Source organism: Limobrevibacterium gyesilva (assembly GCF_025989185.1).
GTDB lineage: Bacteria > Pseudomonadota > Alphaproteobacteria > Acetobacterales > Acetobacteraceae > Limobrevibacterium > Limobrevibacterium gyesilva.
In genome coordinates this window covers 79,990-99,695 of the sequence record NZ_JAPDNT010000007.1, presented here as the reverse complement: position 1 = coordinate 99,695, position 19,706 = coordinate 79,990, and the positions used below count along the sequence as shown (strand labels likewise).

Sequence of the window (19,706 nt, the reverse complement as noted above, 5' to 3'; positions counted from 1 at the left end):
CGCTCAGCCGGCCCCGGGCCGCCGCCCTTCCCGCATATGCCCCACCACCACCCGGCGCAGCGCGTCGCGGTCGCAGGCGCGCAGGGCCGCGATCATGTCGGCGTGGTCGCGGATGGACTGCTCGATCCAGCCCCGCGTCGGCCATTGCGACAGCAGCGCCGACGGCACGCGGTTGCGCGTCTCCCGGATCATCGCGGCCAGCTCCGGATTCGGACACAGCTCCAGCAGCGCCATGTGGAAGGCGATGTTGGCCGCATGCTGCTCCAGCAGCGTGCCGTCGCGCACCGCCGCCTCGAACCGCGCCGCCAGCGCCTCCAGCCGCTGCAGCGCCGCGGCGTCCGCCTTGTCGTAGCTGAGGTCGGCCGCCGCCGCCTCCAGGATGGCGCGAAGCTGCCCGAGCTGCGCGAGCCGCTGCGGGTCCAGCTCGAACACGTGGTGGCCGCGATTGGGCACGTGCTGGACCAGCCGCTTGGCCACCAGCTCGTCCAGCGCCCGGCGCACGTCGCCGCGGCTGCAGCCATAGCGCCGCTCCAGGTCGATCTGCTTCAGCCAGGCGCCGGGCGGCAGCGCTCCGGCCTGGATGTCCTGGGCGATCCGCTCGGCGACGCTGTGCGAACGCGTCGGCCCGGACATCGCATCGCCGGCGCACCCGGCCGGCAGGGCTTGGTCACTCTCCATACGTTCGCTCGCTTGCGGTGGCACACAAATTGGTACCAATATTAGCACCTTCAGACGCCAGCCAGATTATCCGGGATCGCGCCATGCTGCCACAAACCACGACCGCCGCCGCCGACCGGCGCAAGCAGATGTACCAGCGCGGCCCGACCGTCGTGTACGCCTGCCGCAAGGACCCCCGCTTCTCCTACTGCATGTACGTGCCCCCCGGCTTCGACGCCGACCCCGCCGGGCACACGCTCATCGTCGCCGTGCATGGCACCGGGCGCACCATGACCGCCTATCGCGACGGCTTCTCGGCCTTCGCCCGCTACAACAAATGCGTCGTGCTGGCGCCGCTGTTCCCCGTGGGCGTCTGCGGCGACGACAACGCGGACGGCTTCAAGTACATCCGCGAAGGCGACATCCGCTACGACCACGTCCTGCTGGCCATGATCGAGGAAGCCGGCGCGCGGCTCGGCCACGCCTTCGGCCCGTTCATGCTGTTCGGCTTCTCCGGCGGCGGGCATTTCGTGCACCGGTTCTTCTACCTGCATCCGCAGCGGCTGTGCGCCGTGTCGATCGGCGCGCCCGGCGCGGTCACGCTGATCGACGACACCCGCGACTACTGGGTCGGCACCCGCAACCTCGAAGCGCTGTTCGGCACCGCGCTCGACCTGGCGGCGATGCGGCAGGTGCCGGTGCAGATGGTCGTCGGCGCCGCCGACATCGAGACCTGGGAGATCGACTACCAGCCCGGCAGCCGCAACTACATGGACGGCATCAACGCCACCGGCCGCACCCGCATCGAACGCAACACCGCGCTGCGGCGCAATTTCGAGGCGCACGGCATCCAGGTCCGCCAGGATATCGTGCCCAACGTCCCGCATGACGGCACTAAGGTGCTTCCCAACGTCCAGGACTTCTTCCTCGACGTCCTGTGCGCCCGGCGCGGCGGCGCCTGACGATGCCGCCCTTCCTCTCCGCCTTCCGCCCGGAGGTTTCGCGCGACGCGCTGGCCGCCACCGTCGCCCATCTCAGCGCCCTCGGCGAGAAGGTTCCGGGCTCGGCGGCGGAGGCGGCGGCCTGCGCCTACCTCACCGCCCGCCTCGCCGAATACGGCGTGCGGCATCAGGTACATGTCTTCGACTCCTATATCGGCGCGCCCACCCGCACCGAACTGCACGTGCTGGCGCCGGCGCCGCAGCAGATCGAAGCGGTCGGCGTCGCCTTCGCAGGCGACACCGGACCGGAGGGCGTCACCGCGCCCGTGGTCGCGGTCGGGCGCGGCCGGCCGGCCGACTATGCCGGGCGCGACGTGGCCGGCGCCATCGTGCTGGTCGACCACATCCCGGAACACGGCGCCTGCGCCGCCGCCCTGCGCGCCGGCGTGGTCGGGCTGATCGGCATCTCCTCGGGTCCGCAGCGGCACAAGATGACGGTCTCCCCGATCTGGGGCGCGCCGGCCACGGCCGAAGAACTGGCGCAGATGCCGCGCCTCGCCGTCGCCTCGATCTCCCGGCCGGACGGCGAGAGGCTGAAGGCCCTGGCCGCGTCCGGCGGCCTGCGCGTGCGGCTGGTGGCGCAGGCCGAGGAAGGCTGGCGCCAGGTCCGCCTGCCGGTGGCCGAGATCCCCGGGCGCGAGGCGCCGTTCGTGCTGGTGGGCTCGCATTACTGCACCTGGTTCGACGGCACCACCGACAACATCACCGCCAACGCGTTGCTGCTGGAATGCGCGCGGCTGCTCGCACCGGGTGCCGGCAGCCGCCGCTACGGCGTGCGGCTGGCCTGGTGGCCGGGCCACACGCATGGCCGCTACTCCGGCTCCGCCTGGTACGCCGACACGTTCTGGCAGGACCTGCACGAGAACGGCATCGCCTATTTCAACGTCGACATCGTCGGCTCGCGCGGCGCGGTGACGAAATGCGCCCGCAACCAGATGGCAGAGGTTTCCGGCTTCACCGCCGCCGCCCTGGCCGCCTTCGCCGAGCCGGTGCCGGCGCAGGAAGCGGCGTTCAACGCCCGCACGCTGAGCCGGCAGGACCGTTACGTTGACCCCACTCGGCCGCATCGCGGCTCCGACCAGAGCTTCTGGGGCGTCGGCCTCAGCTCGCTGCAGGTCAGCAGCTTCCTCGCCGAAGACGATCCCGCGCATCTGCCGAACAGCGGCATCGCCTGGTGGTGGCACACTGCCCAGGACACGCTGGACAAGGCCGACCCCGACATCCTCGCCGCCGACACCGCGATCCACGCCCGCATGGTCGACTCGCTGGCCGATGCGCCGCTCCTGCCGCTCGACCTCGCCGCCACTGCCGGCGACATGCTGGCGGCGCTGCGCGAGTACCGCGAGGCCGCGCCGGACCTCGCCTTGCTCGCGGAACTGGAGACGAGCGCCCAGGCCTTCGCGGCAACCGCCGCCCGGTTCCAGGCCTGCGCCGCCGACCTGACCGACTCCGCGACGACCTCGGCCGCCAACCGCCGGCTGCTGCGCGCCGCGCATCTGCTGAACCCCGTGCTCTACCAGGCGCGCAGCCCGTTCGAGCATGACCGCGCCGTGCCGACCCGCCTGCTGCCGGGCCTCGCGCCCGCCCTGGGGCTCGCCGCCATGGCGCCCGATGCGGCGCGCATGGCCCGCGTCGGCCTGCAGCGGGAGCGCAACCGCATCGCCCATGCCCTGGCCGAGGCGACGCGGCTGCTGGACGCCGAATGATCTTCATCACATCGAGGGCCCGACCCATGGACCGACGCAGCTTCCTCGCCACCGGCGCAGCCGCCGCCACCGCGGCACTCGCCCGCCCGGCGCTCGCCCAGTCCGAACGGCAGCGCGTACTGCGCTTCGTGCCTTATTCCGACCTCACGGTGCTGGACCCGATCTGGACCACCGCCGATGTGGTGCGCGACCATGGCTATCTGATCTACGACACGCTCTACGGCACCGACGGCGCCTACCAGCCGCAGCCGCAGCTCGCCGAAGGCCATGTCTTCGAGCAGGACGGCAAGATCTGCACGATCACCCTGCGCGCCGGCCCGACCTTCCACGACGGCCAGCCGATCCGCGCCCGCGACGTCGTCGCCAGCCTGCAGCGCTGGATGGCGGTGGCCCCCATGGGCCAGACGCTCAACAGCGTGCTCGACGAGTTGTCGGCGCTGGACGACCGGCGCATCCGCTTCCGCCTGAAGCGGCCCTTCCCGCTGCTGATCCAGACCCTGGCCCAGCCGATCGCGCCGGTGCCGTTCATCATGCCCGAGCGCGTGGCGCGCACCGACCCGTCGAAGCAGCTCACGGACACCACCGGCTCCGGCCCGTTCCGCTTCAAGCGCGACGAGTACCGCCCCGGCAACATCGCCGCCTATGAACGCTTCGCCGCCTACCAGCCCACGCCGGCCGGGGGCAGCGGCCTCACCGCCGGGCCGAAGGTCGCGCAGTTCGACCGCATCGAGTGGCGGATCATCCCCGACGCCGCCACCGCCGCGGCGGCGCTGCAGCAGGGCGAGGTGGACTGGTTCTCGGACCCGCCGGCGGAAATCCTCGAACTGGTGCGCCGGTCGCGCGACCTCGCGGTGTCGCGCATGGACCTGCTGCCGCTCGTTTGCGTCATGCGCTGGAACCAGCTGGTTCCCCCGTTCGACAGCAAGGCCATGCGCCAGGCCCTGCTGCCGGCGATCGACCAGGCCGATTTCGTCATGGCGGCGGCCGGCACCGACCCGGACAACTTCGCCACCGGCACCGGCATGTTCCCCGCCGGCTCCCCCATGGCCAGTGATGCCGGGCTGGAGCCGCTGCAGGGCCCGCGCGACCTGAACAAGGCCAAGCGCCTGCTGAAAGAGGCCGGCTATGACGGCCAGCTGGTGCGCCTGATCGGCCCGACTGATACGGTGACGACGGCAGCGCTGACCCAGGTGGCGGCCGACCTACTGCGCCGGCTGGGCCTGAACCTGGATGCCGCGCTCACCGATTCCGGCACGGTGGTGCAGCGCCGGCGGTCGATGCAGCCGCTGGACAAGGGCGGCTGGTCGGTGGGCTGCTGGGCCTTCCCCGGCCTGTGGTTCATCAATCCCGCGACGCATATCCTGCTGCGCGGCAACGGCCGCGACGCCTGGTTCGGCTGGCCCACCGCCCCGCGGCTGGAAGCGTTGCGCGACCAGTGGATGGAAGCGACCGACCTCGCCGCGCAGAAGCGCATCGCCCGCGAGATCCAGGTGGTGGCGATGGACGAACTGCCCTGCATCCCGCTCGGCTGCGTCTACCGCTCGACGGCGATGCGGCGCGACCTCAAGGACCGCGTCGTGGGCATGCCGCTGTTCTGGAACATCCGCCGCGCCTGAGGGCGTTCGATCCCGGAGATTCGCGAGAGCGTGATCGCCACAGGTGGGATCACACGGAGGCGTGAATCACGCGACAAGACAAAGACCTGGAGCCCGATCGGAACGCCTTTCGGCTCCGGTCAGGCTCCAGGCGAGTCTCCGGGGCCGGCTTCACACCCGCCTTACGCCATAGAACTGCGGATAGCCGTCGCGCACGTCCGTCAGGTAGCCGTGATAGGCCGTGGGCTGGTCGTACATGCCCAGCGGCACATACGGCACCCACTCCCAGAACAGCGCCTGCATCTGCGCCGTGATCTTCTGCTGGGCCGGCAGGTCCGGCGCGTCGAACCAGGCGTCGCGCAGCGTTTCCATCTTCTCGCTGGTGGGCCAGCCGAACCAGGCCTTCTTGCCGGTGCCGCGGATGGAGATGTCGGTCGCCGGCGTCACGTTGCCGGTGCCGCCGAGATAGGTGAAGAAGATGTTCCAGCCGCCCTTGTCGACCGGCTCCATGCTGGCGCGGCGCTGCACCACCGTGGCCCAGTCCAGCGCCTGGTAGTCGACGCTGAAGCCGATGCGCTTCAGCACGTCGGCGGCCACTTGGGCCTCGGCGTAGATGGTGGGAATCGTGGACGCCGCCAGCACGACGATCTTCTCGCCCTTGTAGCTGGTGGCCGCGAGCAGCCGCTTCAGCTTGTCCACGTCGTCGTACTGGTGCGTGGCCTCCAGGCCCACGGTGCTGGCGTACGGCGTGCCCGGCACGAAGATGCCGACATCGGTCTTGATCAGGCTCGGCTCTGCGCCGGCCACCGTGTCCATCACGTCGCGCTGGTTCATCGCCGCCAGCACCACCCGGCGCACCGCCGCGTCGTCGAACGGCGGCAGCAGATGGTTGAAGCGCAGGCAGCCGATCTCGCCGGTGATGTCCTTCACCTCGATGCGCAGCCGCTTGTCCTTGCGCAGCGCGGGAATGAGATCGATCGACGGGTTCTCCCACCAGTCGATCTCGTTGTTCATCAACGCCCCCTGCGCCGTGGCGGCGTCGGGCATCACCGTCCATTCCACGCGGTCGAGATAGGCGATCTTCGGCCCGGCGGTGAAGCTCGGCACGCCGTCCGGGCGCGGCACATAGGCCGGGTTACGCTCGAACACCACCTTGGCGCCGGCAATGCGCTCGTCCGCCTTGAAGCGGAACGGGCCGCTGCCGACCGCTTCGGAGATCTGCGTCATCGGATCGGTCTTCGCCAGCCGCTCCGGCATGATGGCGCTCTGGTACTGCGACAGCGCACTGGGCAGCAGGGCGAAGGGTTTCTTCAGCCGGATGCGGATCACCTTGTCGGACGGCGCGCCGATCTCATCGATCAGGCCCAGCATCACGCTGCCGAGCGGCTCGCGCACGGCGAAGCGCTTGATGGTGGCGACACAGTCCCGCCCCAGCACCGGCGTGCCGTCATGGAATGTCAGCCCGTCGCGCAGGGTCAGTTCCCACAGCTTGCCGTCGCTGCTGGTGGTGTGCCCGGCGACCATCTGCGGCTGCACGTTGAACTTCGCGTCGATGCCATAGAGCGTGTCGAACACGGCCAGCGAGTAGTTGCGGGTGATATCGGCCGTGGTCCAGACCGGATCCAGCGACGCCAAATCGGCATGCGGCACGAATTTCAGCAGGCGCGTGCCCTCGGCACGGCCGATACGTGGCGCGGCGAGCGCGACCGAGCCGGCCAGCGCGGATTTCAGGATATCGCGACGGCGCATTGTGGTTCCCCCCCATGAAACGGTTGACCCGTATTCTTGTTGCTCCCGGTATTCCTGCTTATCGCAATGTATCCTGAACCGGCCGCGCCACCGATTCAAGGCAGTGCCGTCAGGGGGCTGGCGGCACCGGGCTGCACGCCGCTGCCGCCACGCGCCCCAGCACGATCATCCGCCGCGCCGCGACGCCGGCGCCGGCCACGTCGCCGGCCAGATGCTGCAGCAGCGGGTTGGACAGCAGCGCCCGCGCCGCCGTGTCCGCCGCGAGGTCGGCCGCCGCCACCGCGGCCGCCGAGAACACGGTGCGCCGCAACAGCCCCAGCGTGCCCAGCAGCCCCGGCCGCATGCCGTGCAGCACCGCCACCTGCCGCACCAGCCGTGCGCCCCGCCAGCCCACCAGCAGCCCGTCCAGCGATGGCGACGGAATGGCGGCGGTGGCGGCGAAGACCTGCACCGCCGCCTCGCGCCCGAGCGCCTCGGACCGCGCCCGCAAGGTCGCCGCCGGCCCGGCCCGCAGCAGGGCGATGATGGCGTCCGGGTCGTTCGCGGCGAGGACGGCGGGCAACAGCGCCTTGCCGTCCGGCACCCCCGCCAGCCACGTCGCCGCGGCCGCGCGCGTCGTCACGGGATCGGCGAGTTGCGCCCGCAGACGGTCCACCGTGCGCAGCGCGAACAGCCCGCGCAGTTCGCGCCAGCCGGCCGCGCCGATCAGCCCGAACCCGGCCGTCGCCACGCCCAGGGTCAGCCAGCCCAGGACCGGCGAACGCGCGAACTGGTCGGCGACGAAATTGGCCGTGTCCAGCGCCGCGAGCCCCAGCAGCAGGAGCAACGCCCCGCCCAGGGCCAGCGTCACGCTTCCGGGGCCGGGCGGCCGCTCGGTCACGACCGGCAACGCCGGCGGCTCCAGCCGGGGCGCCTGGGGGTCCAGCACCTCGATCCGCGGGCGAACGCGGGGGTCGCTCACAGCAGGTCCTCCAGCAGGAAAACGAGCAGCGTATCGAGGTTGATATGGGGCACCCCGCCGCGTCCCCCCAGGGGCAGGCGCATGGGCTGCAGCTCGGGGATGGCCAGGAACGGGTGCGCCCAGAACCCGGCGTCGGGCGGCGTGTGCGGCACCTCGCCGGGATAGGAGCCGACCAGCCCCTGCCCCTCCACCCGCCCGCGCACCGCCGAAACCGGGCGGCCCTCCAGGGTCCAGACGAAATCCTCGGTGCAGCGTACCGCGGCCAGTGCGAACGCCGCCGATGCGGCCCCGCCCGGCACGCCGGTCAGGGCGCCGACCAGGGCCGCAAGGTTCGCGCGCTGCCGCTCGGCCACGTGGTCCGCCTTGCTGGCGGCGAAGGCCACGCGGGTGATGCCGCCCAGCGGCAGCAGCGCGGCGATCCAGTCCGGCAGGAAGCCGGGCGCCCGCCGCCAGCGCAACGCCGCCGCCACCGCCGATAGCGCCGCGGCCGCATCGGCGAAGGCGGCCGGGCCGGCATGCAGCGCCGACAGCACATCGGCCAGCACCACCAGCCGGTCGATCCGCCCGAACGACGGCGAGGCGAGGTCGCGCGCCACCGCCCGGACATATTCGTCGTAGCGTGCCCGCAACAGGCCCGCGAGCGGCCCGTTGCCCTGCGTCGGAAAGAACGTGTTCCAGGGCGGCTCGGGGCCCGGCGCCGGCATCAGGAAGCGGCCGGGCTGCAGCAGCGACAGGCCGGCGTCGTCGCGCAACTGGCGCAGCAGGCCGCGATACAGGGTGGCCCCGGCACGCGCCAGCGCCTCGTCGGCCGGCGCGCCGGCAGGCAGGCCATGCACGAAGGCCAGGAACGGCCGTGCCTGCGGCGCCGGCTCCAGCCGCCGCAGCACCGCCTGCGACCACGCCGCAAAAGGCTGCGTCAGCAGCGGCAGATCGAGCAGCCACTCGCCGGGATAGTCCAGCAGTTCCAGCCGCACCCGCTGCGCCGGCAGCGCCGCCGTGAGCCCCACCCGGCCGATCTCCAGGTCCAGCGCCAGCAGCGAAACCGCATCGGTGCGCGCCGGCCAACGCGGCGGGTCGGCAGCCAGGGCCGCGAGATGGGCGGGATGATCGAAGCGGGGCAGCGAGTCCGCCCCCGACGGCGCGATCGCAACCCGCAGCTCCCGCCCGGCCAGACGCCGGGCCAAGGCCGGCAGCGCGCCGGGCGCAAGCAGATTGGCCGCGAGCGAGGTCAGCAACGCGGTCTTGCCGGCCCGCGCCAGGCCGGTCACGCCGATCCGTACGGTGCGGCGCACGGGCAGCAGCCCGCGCGCCGCCGAGACCGGATTCACATCAGGCGCGCTGGACCAGTTCGATCTTGTAGCCGTCCGGGTCCTCGACGAAGGCGATGACGGTGGTGCCGAACTTCACTGGGCCGGGCTCACGGGTGACCTTCGCCCCGGCGGCGCGCAGCTTGTCGCAGGTGCCGTAGACATCGGGCATGCCGATGGCGACATGGCCGAAGCCGGTGCCGAGCTCGTACTTGTCCACGCCCCAGTTGTAGGTCAGCTCGATCACGCCGGCCCCCGTGGACTCGTCGGCATAGCCCACGAACGACAGTGTGTACTTGCCGTCCGGCACCTCGCGGCGGCGCAGCTCCTTCATGCCCAGCAGCTGCGTGTAGAATGCCACGCTCTTGTCGAGGTCGCCGACCCGCAGCATGGTGTGCAGGAACCGATAGTTATCGCTCATAATCATACTCCCCCTGAAGCAGGCTGATTGGGATCGAGGCCGAGCAGGAACAGCCCGGACTCGTTCGCCGCCGCGATCGTCGCCTCGCGTTCTGCAAGTATCGTCCCGCCGGCCTCGAACGCCACCCCGCGCAGGCCGGCGGCGGCGGCGCCAGTGATGGTCATGGGCCCGATCGTCGGCAGGTCGGCGCGGCGATCCTGGCCGGGCTTGACCAGCTTCACCATGACCCCGCCGACGCCGCTGCGGCGCAGGCTGGCGGCACGGGCGAGCATGGCGTCGGTGCCCTCGATCGCCTCCACGCACAACACCAGCCCCTGCTGCACCACGCAGGCCTGGCCGACATCGACGGCGCCGAGCGCGCGGACCACGGCCACGCCGCGCTCGATGTCGGCCATGGCCTGGGCATCAGGGGCGGCCACGCTCAGCAGGCCGGGCGGCCCCAGGACTTCCGCCAGGATCTCGTGGGCGCCCAGAACGTTGAAGCCCTCATCGCCCAGCACCCGCACCACCGCGGCCAGCAGGCCGTCATCGCCGGCGAAGGCCACGCGGCCGACGCGGGCGAGCAGTTTCGTGGCCAGCGCGTCCGGTCGGAGATCCAGCAAGGACGGCCGGCGGACCGGGCCGATCAGCACGATGTCCTTGCAGCCATGGCCGCGCAGCAGATCGAGGATACGCGCGGCGGCGCCGATGCGCGCCATGGCGTGCGGATAGGGCGCCAGCACCGACGCCTCCGCGAAGCCCTCCAGGCCGATGATGAACACCGGCCGGCCGGCGGCGCGGGCCGCGGCGGCGATCCGGCCCGGAATCTGGCCGCCGCCCGCCAGGATACCCAGCGCCGGGCGGTCGCTCATTCAGGCGTCATCGTCGTCGTCGTCCGCCACCACGGCGGAACGGATCAGGCCGCGCTTGCTGGGGGCGTCCATGAACGCCAGGATCTCGGCGATCAGCGGCTCGTGGCCATAGGTGGCCCGGGCCTGGGCAACCCGCTCGGCGAACACGCCGGGGCCCTTGAACATCAGCCGGAAGGCGGCGCGCAAGGCGTGGATCTGGGCGCGGTCGAAGCCGCGGCGGCGCAGGCCGATGACGTTGAGGCCGGCGAGGCGGGCGCGGTTGCCGATCACGCTGCCGAACGGGATCACGTCGGCTTCCACGCCGGACACGCCGCCGATCATCGCGGCGCGGCCGATGCGCACGAACTGGTGGATCGCCGCGGCGCCGCCGACCACGGCGTTGTCGCCGATGCTGACGTGCCCGCCCATCACCACGTTGTTGGCCACCACCACGCCGTTGCCGATCTGGCAATCATGCGCGACATGCACCACCGCCATCAGCAGGCAGTCCGCGCCGACGCGGGTGACGCCCTGGCCGGTGACGGTGCCACGATGGATGGTGACGTGCTCGCGCACCTGGGTGCGGGCGCCGACCTCGGTGCGGGTGGGCTCGCCCTTGTATTTCAGGTCCTGCGGCGCCAGGCCGACGGTGCAAAAGGGGTACAGGATCACCCCTTCGCCAACGCGGGTGTGGCCGTCGACGACGACGTGGCTGATCAGCTGCGCCCCATCCCCGATCACGGCGTCAGGCCCGACATGGCACCATGGGCCAACGCGCACGCCCGTTCCGATCGTGGCACCGAGCGCCACGACCGCCGAAGGATGGATCAAACTCACCGTACTTAACCTACCTGTCCGCTACTTGTCCGCAACCCGGTCCATGATCATCGCGGCATAGGTGGCCTCGGCCACCGCCACGCCATCAACCCGCGCCACAGCGTTGAACTTCCACACATTGCCGCGGTTGCGCTCTTTCGTGCAGTGAATGCGGACCTGGTCGCCAGGCACCACCGGGCGGCGGAACTTGGCGCCTTCCACCGACATGAAATAGACCACCTTGCCCGCGGCCTCGGGCCCCAGCGTCTCGACCACCAGAACGGCGGCGGTCTGGGCCATGCTTTCGATGATCAGCACCCCGGGCATGACGGGATGGCCGGGGAAATGGCCCTGAAAGAAGCTCTCGTTCACCGAGACGTTCTTGATGCCCACGGCGGAGTGGTTGCGTACCAGGTCCACCACACGGTCGATCAGCAGGAACGGGTAGCGGTGCGGGATCGCGTGCATGATGCGCGCGATGTCGATCAGTTCGACGCGGTCTTCCGGCCCGGAAGTGGTTTCTGATGTCGTTGAGTCCATGTCCGTTCAGTCCGAATCCGTGCCCTTCGCCGAACCGCCAGCCTTGTACTGGGTCGCGAGCTTCTTCAACACCGCCACCTGGCGGAACATATCCCGTACCGGCTGCGCCGGGCTCCCGATTACCTCGGCCCCGGCGGGCACATCCGCCATCACGCCGGCCTGCGCGCCGACCCGCGCACGCGCACCGATGCGAAGATGTCCGGCGATGCCGACCTGGCCGCCCGCCTGGACGAAATCCTCAAGCACCGTGGAGCCGGAGATGCCAGCCTGCGACACGATCACGCAGCAGCGCCCCAGGCGAACGTTGTGCCCGATCTGCACCAGGTTGTCGAGGCGGGAGCCCGCGCCGATCACGGTGTCCTGGGCCGAGCCGCGATCGACGCAGCTGTTGGCGCCGATCTCGACATCGTCCTCGACCAGCACCCGGCCGAGCTGGGGCACGGTCTCGAAGCCGTCCGGGGCGACGGCGAAGCCGAAGCCCTCCTGCCCGATCCGCGCGCCGGGATAGATGTAGACGCGGGCGCCCAGCAGGGCGTGGCTGAGGCTGGCATGCGCGCCGACGCGGCAATCCGGCCCGAGCACGACGCCCTCGCCGATCACGGCGCACGGGGCGATCCGGCAGCGCGGCCCGATCTCCGCCCCGGCCTCGATCACCGCCAGCGGGCCGACCTCGGCGGTGGGATCGACCACGGCGGAGGGGTGCACACAGGCGGCCGGATGCACGCCGGGCCGCAGCGGCGGCAGCGGATGGAACAGCCGCGCAGCGCGCGCCCAGGCCAGATAAGGCTCCTTGGTGACGATGGCGACGCAGCCCGCGGGCACATGGCCGACCATGGTCGGGTGCACGATCACCGCCCCCGCCCGGCTTTCCCGCAGCGCGTCGACATAGCGGCGGTTGTCCAGGAAGCTGACCTGGTCCGGCCCCGCGGCCTGCAACGGCGCCACACCGGACAGGAGCAGGTCGGCCTCGGGCGCCGCGCCACCCGCCGCAGCCGCCACCGCGGCCAGCGTGTGCGGTCCGCTGCGCGCGAAGAACCGTGGATCGCCCGCGGTCGCCGGCGCTGGCATGGCCTATTTCTTCGGCGGCGCGGCGGCGGGCGCGGCGGCCGGGGTGGCGGCTGGCGCCGCCGGCTGCTGGGCCAGCGGGGATACGCCATCGGGCGGGATCGTGACCGAAGGCAGCACCTTGTTGATCTGCTCGGCGACCTGGTCGGTGATGTCGAACTCGTTCACGTTCAGCGCCACCTGGGCCCGGTGCAGCACCAGGTTCATGCCGCGGCTCTCCGCCACCTGGCGGATGACGGCGATCAGCGAGGCCTGGATCTGGTTCAGGGAGACCTGCGCGGCCTCCTGGATGATGCGGTTGCGGTTCTGGAACTGACGCTGCGCATTGGTGATCCGCTCCTGCAGTTCACGCTCCTTGGTGCGGACCTGCTCGGGCGACATCGTGCCGCGCTGGTTGGTGAGCGTCTGCTGCATCTCGCGCCAGGCGGTCTGCTCTTTCTGCGCGTCCTCGTTCAGCTTCTCGCGACGCTCGCCGATGATCTTGTCCACCTGCTGGGCGGCGGCGGAGGCGCGCATCACCTCGGGCACGCCGATCACGCCGATGGTCGCCGTTGGCGGGGCCGTCCCCTTTGGCAGCGCCGGCAGTTCGGGGACGGGCGGCATGGGGATCTGGGCCAGCGCCTGGTCCTGGTCGGCTGGCAATGCCGCCGCGGGCGCCGGGGGCGCCACGGGGCGCTGCGGCTGGGCGGGGCGCTGGGGTTGCGCCCGTTGCCCGCCTTGTGCCGGCCGCGGCTGGTTGGGGACGAAATAGTCGGAACTCTGCGCGGCCGCGGGCAGCGAGAGGAACACCGAGGCCGCCGCGAACGCTGCGACGGCCAAACCGATACGAGACATGTGCACTAGAACCTCGTGCCAAAACCGAAGCGGAAGAACTGAGTCTGGTCGAATTTCTTTTTCACCACCGCCTGCGCCAGATCGACGTTGATCAGGCCGAACGGCGTCTTCCAGGAGACGCCGACGCCGGCGCCGACGCGCGGCGAGCCGTCATCGGTGAATGGCACCACCTGGCCGTTCAAGACCACCGAATTCACCTGTGACAGCCCGCCGATGTCAACGAAGGCGCGACCGGTCAGGCCGAAATCTGCCGTGATCGGCAGCGGGAAGCGCAGCTCGGTGGACTGGGTCCACAGGAACCGGCCGCCCAGGCTGTCGGAGGTCGTATTCGTCGCCGTCGGGATCGAGTGCGGGCCGGCGCCGCCGGTCTGGAAGCCGCGCAGATTGTCGCCGCCGAGGAAGAAGCGGTCGATGATCTTCTCGTTGCGGCCCAGATTGAACAGATAGCCGGCGCCGCCCGAGATCGCGACGGTCCAGTCCTGGTTGCCGGTGATCCGGTCCAGCGGCATGTAGTAGGTGGTGTCGATCTTGGTGCGGACGAACTTGGCATCGCCGCCGATGCCCGCGAAGTCGGAGCCGAACCGGATCACGTAGCCCTTGTGCGGATCGATGCGGCTGTCGCGGTAGTCGAGGGTCAGCGTCTGGCCGATCTGCGACAGCAGCGACTGCCCCGCCTCGTCCTTGACGTAGATGCTGGCGTTGGACTGCACGTTGTAGACGTCGCGTTGCACCACCGAGTACGACCAGATCTGGCGCAGATGCTCGTTGAACTCGTAGCCCATGCGCAGCGTCAGGCCGGTGCGGCGCTCGTTGTACTGGGCGATGTCGAGGTTGTTCAACGTGGTGTGGAACAGGTCGAACCCGGCCACGATATTGCGGTCGAGGAAATACGGGTCGGTCACCGACAGGTTGATCTGGCTCTGCTTCTGCGCCAGCACGCCGTTGAGGCTGGCGTCGATGCCCGAGCCGATCAGGTTCTTCTCGCGCAGGCCGGCGCTGAGCAGCGCGCCGGCGTCGGTGGAATAGCCGCCGCCGATGGTCAGCTCGCCGGTCGCCTTCTCCTCGATCTTGGTGTTGACGATCGCGCGGTCGGGCGCCGAGCCCGGCTGCGACGTCACGTCCACATTGGCGAAATAGTCGAGGTCCTGCAGGCGCTGGCGGCTGCGGCGGATCAGGGCGGCGTTGAACGGATCGCCTTCGGCGAGGCGGAACTCGCGGCGGATGACCTTGTCCTGGGTGCGCTGGTTGCCGGAGATCTCGATGCGCTCGACATAGACCCGCGGCCCCTCGCCCACGTCGAACACCAGGTCGATCGTGTGCTTCTCGCGGTCACGCTGCACCCGCGGCTTCACCTCGACGAACGGGAAGCCGCGGTTCTGCAGCGCCTCGCTGATCGCCTGGGTGGTGCGCTCCACCGCGTCGCCGTCGTACCAGTCGCCCGGCCCCAGCTCCACCAGCGGCAGCACCGATTCCTTGGTCACGCCGCGCAGGGTCACGTTGACGTCGGTCTTGCCGACCCTGTAGCGCTCGCCCTCGCTCACCGTGAAGGTCACGAAGAACGCCGACTTGTCCGGCGCCAGCTCGGCGGTGGCGCTGGTCACCTCGAAGTCGGCATAGCCCTTCTGCAGGTAGTAGCGGCGCAGCAGTTCCTTGTCGAAATTCAGGCGGTCGGGGTCGTAGCTGTCGCTGCTGGACAGGAACCGCCACCACCGCTCCTCGCGCGAGTTGACGACGTCGCGCAGGGTGCTCTCGCTGAAGGCATGGTTGCCGACGAAGGCGATGCGGCTGATCAGGGTGGTCTCGCCCTCGTTGATCTCGAAGACCACGTCCACGCGGTTCTGGTCGAGCTTGATGATCTTCGGCTCGATGCGGGCGCCGAACCGTCCCCTGCGGGCGTACAGGTCGAGCAGCCGCTGCCGGTCGGCCTGCGCCATGGCGGGGGTGAACACGGCGCGCGGGCGCAACTGCAGCTCCGGCCGCAGGGTGTCGTCGGTGAGCTTGCGGTTGCCCTCGAAGGCGATGCGGTTGACGATCGGATTCTCGGTCACCCGCACGACCAGCGTATTGCCGTCGCGCCGCAGGTTCACGTCCGAGAACAATCCGGTCGCATAAAGGGTCTTCAGGCTGCGATCGAGCTGGTCGGGATCGAACGGGTCGCCCGGCTGGACCAGCATGTAGGAGCGGATCGTGCCCTCCTCGATACGCTGGTTGCCCTCCACCTTGATGGCTTCGATCCTGCCGCCCTGCAACTGGGCCATACGCAACGGACCCGGCAGGTCCTGCGCACTGGAAAGGACGGAAACGGACGCGGTCGAAAGACAGACGATCGCAAGCAGCGCTGCGCGGGAACGAGACAAAGGCGGCACCCCTCATTGCAGCGCCGTCTCACCAATCGAGACAGCTGACCACGGGCGCGCGGAGAATAGCGACGAGACCCGCGCCGCGCTACCCAGGCCGTTGAATGATCGCTCACGGCGCGGAGAAATGCCGCCTCGTTGCTTGCCACAGGCGTGTCATGACCGGGCGACTCGCCGGCATGAACGATATCGGCGAGGCCGAATCGGGGCGGTGCCGAAGCCTGTCTGCCGCGGTCATACCGGCGGCCATGAAGAATGGCCGCCGGTATAAGTCGTTATTTTGCGATTTTGCGCGCCGCCGCCCACCAACCCGGCGCGCGATACCAACGGCCCTTGACGATGGAAGGGTCATCGTCAAGGGCCATTGGTATCAGACGCCGGCGTTCAGCTCGAACCACAGGCTGCCGCCGCCCGGAGGACACTTGCCGCCCATGAGGGAAAGGGTCTGGGCGGCGAGGAATTCGGTGGCATAGGTGCTGCCGAACACGACCCGGGCGAAGGGGTTTTGCAGGAGATAGGCGTAGAGCAGGTACTGCTCGGTCCAGTAGATCTGGCGGTCACGCGCCCAGTCGAGCGGCATCCCGAAAGGCAGGAAGATGTCGTGGCTGTGCACCAGCAGCCGGCTGCGAACATCGGGCAGCACCGTGAGATAGAGGTAGAGGCAGTCGCTGCCGATCTTCACGGTGTGCGTCGAGTCGATGAACAGGATGTCGGCGCCCCCGACCAGGTCAAGCACCCTGGCGCGGGGGATGTCCTGGACGCGTGCGCGGATGATCTCCGACACGGTGCCAATGCGCGGCAGGAACGGGCGCGGGAACGGCTCGATCGCGATGATCTCGCCCGATCCGTTCATCCGCAGCGCCGCGTCGGCGACCAGGGTCGAGAAGCCGCAGCCGATCTCGATGACACGTTTCGGCTTGCGCGCACGCAGGATGCAGTAATAGGCCATCGCGTCGGTCCAGGAGAACTGGGAGTTCTTCCAGAAGAACGACGAGCAGGCCGCCTCGTCGCCCTCGTCCGGCGGGATGAATTCGGCGGCGAAGGGGGCGATGCCGGCGAGGAAGGCGGCGATCCGCTCGGCGTCGAAGACCTTGTCGTAGACGGGCCGGCGCGTCGGCGCGCCCTCGAAGGTGGTTTCGAGGTCCTCGATCAGGGGGATGTTCGAATAGAAGTCGGCCGGGACGATGTTGATGCCGTGGCTCTGGATCTGCCGGCGGATCTCCGGCGGGCTCCAGACGAAGCGGTGGCCGTCGCGGATGAACTGCAGCACCTCCTCGCCGCCCGGCGGGGGCAGCGAGGGGCGCAGCCGCCGGCGCAGCGCGGCGGCGAGATCCTTCAGCCCGCGCATGGGCAAGCGGCCGCCCGGCCGCGCTTCCGGCGGCTGGCCTACCCGATCAGGCCGGCCACCCAGCGGAACAGGCCGATATGCGCGAGATCGTTCCAGGTGGCGAAGACGAACAGGCCGATCAACAGGGCGAAGCCGGCGCGGAAGCCGTATTCCTGGGCGCGTGGCGGCAGCGGCCGGCCGCGGATGGCTTCGGCCGCGTAGAAAAGCAGGTGGCCGCCGTCCAGCACCGGGATCGGGAACAGGTTGATCAGGCCGAGATTCACCGACAGCACCGCAATGAACGACACCAGGCTGGCGAAGCCGAGCGAGGCCACCTGGCCGGACAGCTGGGCGATGCGCAGCGGCCCGCCGAGGTCTTCGCCGGCCTTGTTCTGGGCGATCATGCTCCAGACGCCGGCCAGCGTCTGCACCGTCACGTCCCAGGTCTGCCCGACGCCGGCGACGAGGGCCTGCGGGATCGACAATTGCTCGAACACGGTGGCGCCGCCACGGACGCCCAGGACACCGATCTGCTTGCCGGAGCCGCCGTCGCGCGCCTCGGGGGTTACCCGGATGTCCTGGGCGGCGTCGCCGCGGCGGATATGCAGGATGAGCGGCTGGCCGGGGTTGGCGGCGACGATGCGCTGCAGATCCTCGAACCGGTTGACCGGCCGGGAGTCACGGCTATCGTCGATGCCGGTGATGCGGTCGCCCTGCTGCAGGCCCGCTTTCGCCGCGGCCGAGTCGGCGATCACCTCGCCCACTTCGGGCAGCGCCACCGGCCGGCCAACGGCGGCGAACAGGGCGAAGAACAGCACCGCGGCGAGGATGAAATTGGCGACCGGGCCGGCAGCAACGACGATGGCGCGGGACAGCACCGATTTCTCGTGGAAGGTCCGGCCGGGAATCCACCGCGCCCGAACCTCCGGCTCGACATCCTGCGGCCGCTCCATGCCGTGCAGCTTCACGTAGCCGCCGAGCGGGATCCAGGCCAGCTTCCAGGCGGTGCCGCGCCGGTCGGTCCAGCTGGCCAGGGCCTTGCCGAAGCCGATCGAGAACGCCTCGACATGGACGCCGCGCCAACGTGCCGCGAGATAGTGCCCGAGCTCGTGGATGAAGACGAGCACCCCGAGAACGATGACGAACGCCAGCGGCGTGCGGAGCACTGACGGCAGGAAGTCGAACACGTCTTTCTCCTAATGTCTCGTCCGGCGGGCTTTTTCCGTTCGCCGGCATGGCATTTTGACTAGATCACGAAGGTATTCCGGCAGCAACAGGAACGGTTTGATCCATTACCACCAATGGTTGTGCGCGACTTGGCCTTCTTCTTGCGAAGATGGCGCTGAGCGGCGGCAGCCCGGGCGGAGTCAGGCAGCCGAGAGGCCCCGTTGCGCGCAGAACCGCGCCGCGCCGCTGCGGGCCCGGGCATCCAGGTCGAGCACGGCTTCCAGGCTGTCGGCCGGCAGCGTTCCCATGTCGTCCATCACCATCTCCACCACCGCGGCGATGTCCAGAAAGCCGATGCGGCGCCCCAGGAATGCTTCCACGGCCACCTCGTTGGCGGCACTCAAGATGGTGGGGGCGCCGCCGCCGGCCTGCAAGGCTTCGCGGGCCAGGCGCAGGGCCGGGAAGCGGATTATGTCCGGCTCGGCGAATTCGAGTCGGGCCAGCGCCGCGAGGTCGAGCCGCGGGGCGGGGGTGGTGATGCGGCCGGGCCAGGCCAGGGTGTGGGCGATGGGCACCCGCATGTCCGGGCTGCCGAGCTGCGCCAGCACGCTGCCGTCGCGATAGTAGACGAGGCCGTGGATGACGGATTGCGGGTGCACGAGCACGCCGATCTCGTCGCTGGTCAGGTTGAACAGGCGGGCGGCCTCGATCAGCTCCAGGCCCTTGTTCATCATGGTGGCGCTGTCGATGCTGATCTTGGCGCCCATGGACCAGATCGGGTGGCGCAGCGCCGCTTCCGGCAGGGCGCGGGCCATCTCGTCCATGCTGGCGGTGCGGAACGGGCCGCCGGAGGCGGTCAGCACGATCTTCTCCACCGCCGGGCGGTTGCCGTCGGCCATGGACTGGAAGATGGCGTTGTGCTCGGAATCGACCGGCAGCAGCGTGGCGCCGTGGGCGCGCACGGCGCGCAGGAACACTTCGCCGGCGCAGACCAGGGCTTCCTTGTTGGCCAGGGCGACGGCGCCGCCGCCGCGGACGGCGGCCAGCGTGGCCTGAAGGCCGGCGGCGCCGGTGATGGCGGCCATGGTCCAGTCGGCCGGCATGGCGGCGGCTTCGACCACGGCAGCCTCGCCGCAAGCGGTGTCGATGCCGCTGCCTGCCAGGGCCTCGACGAGCCGGGGATAGGCGGCGGGATCGCAAATGACGGCGCGTTCGGCGCGCAGCAGGCGGGCCTGCTCGGCCAGCAGGGTGGCGTTGCGGCCGCCGACGAGGGCGCGCACCTGGTAGCGTTCGGGGGACGCGGCAAGCAGCTCGACCGTCTGCGTGCCGACGCTGCCTGTGCTGCCCAGAACCGTGACCGTCTTCATTGCTGC

General features: G+C 70.3%; 17 protein-coding genes. 3 read left to right on the top strand and 14 right to left on the bottom strand.

From position 1 onward, the window contains the following. Positions 1–3 precede the first annotated feature (3 nt). Positions 4–678: a GntR family transcriptional regulator gene (locus OL599_RS11750; protein ID WP_264713936.1), complete on the bottom strand. Its 675-nt coding sequence runs from the start codon at positions 676–678 to the stop codon at positions 4–6. Positions 679–761: 83 nt separating this feature from the next. On the opposite strand from OL599_RS11750, the gene OL599_RS11745 reads away from it, so the two are divergent. The 3 genes from OL599_RS11745 to OL599_RS11735 are packed head-to-tail and all read left to right on the top strand — an operon-like array spanning position 762 to position 4,980. Continuing rightward, positions 762–1,619, top strand: coding sequence for an alpha/beta hydrolase (locus tag OL599_RS11745; RefSeq protein WP_264713935.1), 858 nt, complete (start codon positions 762–764; stop codon positions 1,617–1,619). A gap of 2 nt (positions 1,620–1,621) precedes the next feature. Beyond that, positions 1,622–3,364 (top strand): M28 family peptidase, encoded by a 1,743-nt coding sequence (locus tag OL599_RS11740; RefSeq protein WP_264713934.1) that lies wholly within the window; start codon positions 1,622–1,624, stop codon positions 3,362–3,364. 26 nt (positions 3,365–3,390) lie between these two features. Continuing rightward, entirely contained in the window at positions 3,391–4,980 is a 1,590-nt protein-coding gene (locus tag OL599_RS11735) for an ABC transporter substrate-binding protein (protein ID WP_264713933.1), read from the top strand. 150 nt (positions 4,981–5,130) lie between these two features. On the opposite strand, the gene OL599_RS11730 is transcribed toward OL599_RS11735, so the two are convergent. The 13 genes from OL599_RS11730 to dxr all read right to left on the bottom strand — a co-directional run bounded on the left by OL599_RS11730 (position 5,131) and on the right by dxr (position 19,700). Then, positions 5,131–6,708: an ABC transporter substrate-binding protein gene (locus OL599_RS11730; protein ID WP_264713932.1), complete on the bottom strand. Its 1,578-nt coding sequence runs from the start codon at positions 6,706–6,708 to the stop codon at positions 5,131–5,133. 109 nt (positions 6,709–6,817) lie between these two features. Next, positions 6,818–7,669 carry a DUF697 domain-containing protein gene (locus OL599_RS26045; RefSeq protein ID WP_264713931.1) on the bottom strand — a complete coding sequence of 284 codons (852 nt, stop codon included), beginning with the start codon at positions 7,667–7,669 and terminating at the stop codon, positions 6,818–6,820. Next, positions 7,666–8,997: a YcjX family protein gene (locus OL599_RS11720; protein ID WP_264713930.1), complete on the bottom strand. Its 1,332-nt coding sequence runs from the start codon at positions 8,995–8,997 to the stop codon at positions 7,666–7,668. Before OL599_RS11720 ends, OL599_RS26045 begins: the two co-directional genes overlap by 4 nt. A gap of 1 nt (position 8,998) precedes the next feature. Then, entirely contained in the window at positions 8,999–9,397 is a 399-nt protein-coding gene (gloA, locus tag OL599_RS11715) for a lactoylglutathione lyase (RefSeq protein WP_264713929.1), read from the bottom strand. A gap of 2 nt (positions 9,398–9,399) precedes the next feature. Then, complete coding sequence (locus tag OL599_RS11710) at positions 9,400–10,248, bottom strand: LpxI family protein (RefSeq protein WP_264713928.1); 849 nt, start codon at positions 10,246–10,248, stop codon at positions 9,400–9,402. Next, positions 10,249–11,058 carry an acyl-ACP--UDP-N-acetylglucosamine O-acyltransferase gene (gene lpxA, locus OL599_RS11705; protein ID WP_264714014.1) on the bottom strand — a complete coding sequence of 270 codons (810 nt, stop codon included), beginning with the start codon at positions 11,056–11,058 and terminating at the stop codon, positions 10,249–10,251. It abuts the gene before it with no gap. Positions 11,059–11,085: 27 nt separating this feature from the next. Beyond that, entirely contained in the window at positions 11,086–11,583 is a 498-nt protein-coding gene (fabZ, locus tag OL599_RS11700; RefSeq protein WP_264713927.1) for a 3-hydroxyacyl-ACP dehydratase FabZ, read from the bottom strand. A gap of 6 nt (positions 11,584–11,589) precedes the next feature. Further along, positions 11,590–12,651 (bottom strand): UDP-3-O-(3-hydroxymyristoyl)glucosamine N-acyltransferase, encoded by a 1,062-nt coding sequence (lpxD, locus tag OL599_RS11695; protein ID WP_264713926.1) that lies wholly within the window; start codon positions 12,649–12,651, stop codon positions 11,590–11,592. 3 nt (positions 12,652–12,654) lie between these two features. Continuing rightward, positions 12,655–13,482 carry an OmpH family outer membrane protein gene (locus tag OL599_RS11690; protein WP_264713925.1) on the bottom strand — a complete coding sequence of 276 codons (828 nt, stop codon included), beginning with the start codon at positions 13,480–13,482 and terminating at the stop codon, positions 12,655–12,657. 5 nt (positions 13,483–13,487) lie between these two features. Next, positions 13,488–15,740: an outer membrane protein assembly factor BamA gene (gene bamA / locus OL599_RS11685; RefSeq protein WP_264713923.1), complete on the bottom strand. Its 2,253-nt coding sequence runs from the start codon at positions 15,738–15,740 to the stop codon at positions 13,488–13,490. A gap of 469 nt (positions 15,741–16,209) precedes the next feature. Continuing rightward, positions 16,210–17,187 (bottom strand): class I SAM-dependent methyltransferase, encoded by a 978-nt coding sequence (locus OL599_RS11680; protein ID WP_264713922.1) that lies wholly within the window; start codon positions 17,185–17,187, stop codon positions 16,210–16,212. A 38-nt stretch (positions 17,188–17,225) separates the two neighbouring features. Next, positions 17,226–18,353, bottom strand: a complete 1,128-nt coding sequence (gene rseP, locus OL599_RS11675) for an RIP metalloprotease RseP (RefSeq protein ID WP_408886935.1) — start codon at positions 18,351–18,353, stop codon at positions 17,226–17,228. Between the two features lie 180 nt (positions 18,354–18,533). Continuing rightward, positions 18,534–19,700 (bottom strand): 1-deoxy-D-xylulose-5-phosphate reductoisomerase, encoded by a 1,167-nt coding sequence (gene dxr, locus OL599_RS11670; protein ID WP_264713921.1) that lies wholly within the window; start codon positions 19,698–19,700, stop codon positions 18,534–18,536. Positions 19,701–19,706 lie beyond the last annotated feature (6 nt).

Excerpts from the sequence above, each read along its gene's own strand:
- OL599_RS11690 (WP_264713925.1), bottom strand. The coding sequence starts at position 13,482 with ATGTCTCGTATCGGTTTGGCCGTCGCAGCGTTCGCGGCGGCCTCGGTG.
- OL599_RS11740 (WP_264713934.1), top strand. The coding sequence starts at position 1,622 with ATGCCGCCCTTCCTCTCCGCCTTCCGCCCGGAGGTTTCGCGCGACGCG.
- bamA (WP_264713923.1), bottom strand. The coding sequence starts at position 15,740 with ATGGCCCAGTTGCAGGGCGGCAGGATCGAAGCCATCAAGGTGGAGGGC.
- OL599_RS11745 (WP_264713935.1), top strand. The coding sequence starts at position 762 with ATGCTGCCACAAACCACGACCGCCGCCGCCGACCGGCGCAAGCAGATG.
- OL599_RS11680 (WP_264713922.1), bottom strand. The coding sequence starts at position 17,187 with ATGCGCGGGCTGAAGGATCTCGCCGCCGCGCTGCGCCGGCGGCTGCGC.
- fabZ (WP_264713927.1), bottom strand. The coding sequence starts at position 11,583 with ATGGACTCAACGACATCAGAAACCACTTCCGGGCCGGAAGACCGCGTC.
- OL599_RS11730 (WP_264713932.1), bottom strand. The coding sequence starts at position 6,708 with ATGCGCCGTCGCGATATCCTGAAATCCGCGCTGGCCGGCTCGGTCGCG.
- dxr (WP_264713921.1), bottom strand. The coding sequence starts at position 19,700 with ATGAAGACGGTCACGGTTCTGGGCAGCACAGGCAGCGTCGGCACGCAG.
- OL599_RS11735 (WP_264713933.1), top strand. The coding sequence starts at position 3,391 with ATGGACCGACGCAGCTTCCTCGCCACCGGCGCAGCCGCCGCCACCGCG.
- lpxD (WP_264713926.1), bottom strand. The coding sequence starts at position 12,651 with ATGCCAGCGCCGGCGACCGCGGGCGATCCACGGTTCTTCGCGCGCAGC.
- OL599_RS11750 (WP_264713936.1), bottom strand. The coding sequence starts at position 678 with ATGGAGAGTGACCAAGCCCTGCCGGCCGGGTGCGCCGGCGATGCGATG.
- OL599_RS11710 (WP_264713928.1), bottom strand. The coding sequence starts at position 10,248 with ATGAGCGACCGCCCGGCGCTGGGTATCCTGGCGGGCGGCGGCCAGATT.
- gloA (WP_264713929.1), bottom strand. The coding sequence starts at position 9,397 with ATGAGCGATAACTATCGGTTCCTGCACACCATGCTGCGGGTCGGCGAC.